The following is a 512-nucleotide window of genomic DNA, read 5'->3' as shown; positions in this document are numbered from 1 at the left end:
TCGGCGGGTCTACTAAAATAAAAACCTATACTGAACGTCTCTCTCCTTATGGTGAATTAGAGATTGTCTGGGTCTAACCAATAAAGCAGTGTAAATGAAAGTACAGGCGTGGCGGGGGCGCCCCTCTTTCAAATTTTCCCATTTCAAATTTTATCAACTGTTTATCACATTAGATTGTGAGGGTCTTCTATGTGCAAAAAATACGAATTAACCAGTGAAATCAAAAAAATCAAACATGCTCTTACTCAAAATATTATAAACCTTTATCGCATTAAAGCTTTAAAAGATTTCGATGATGTACAGGCGGGTGCTTTAGGCGGTTTTATCGAAAAGGAAGTTAACCTATCCCATGATGGTAATTGCTGGGTCTATGATGAGGCTTGTGTCTATGGTCATGCAAGAGTGTATGATGATGCAAAAATACGGCATTATTCGCAAGTCTGTGGTCAAGTTTATGGCAATGCTGAGGTCTATGGAAAAGCTTTTATCTCTCAATATGCTAAAGTTTATGA

1 pseudogene is annotated in these 512 nt (G+C 37.7%); it reads left to right on the top strand.

The features are described from left to right. Positions 1 to 189: 189 nt before the first annotated feature. Positions 190 to 512, top strand: a pseudogene (locus tag ACFIMP_RS10005) (hypothetical protein); the annotation flags it as partial.

This window comes from Bartonella sp. AP65SXKL (assembly GCF_042195725.1).
Classification (GTDB): domain Bacteria; phylum Pseudomonadota; class Alphaproteobacteria; order Rhizobiales; family Rhizobiaceae; genus Bartonella.
This window is presented reverse-complemented; position numbering and strand designations above follow the sequence as displayed.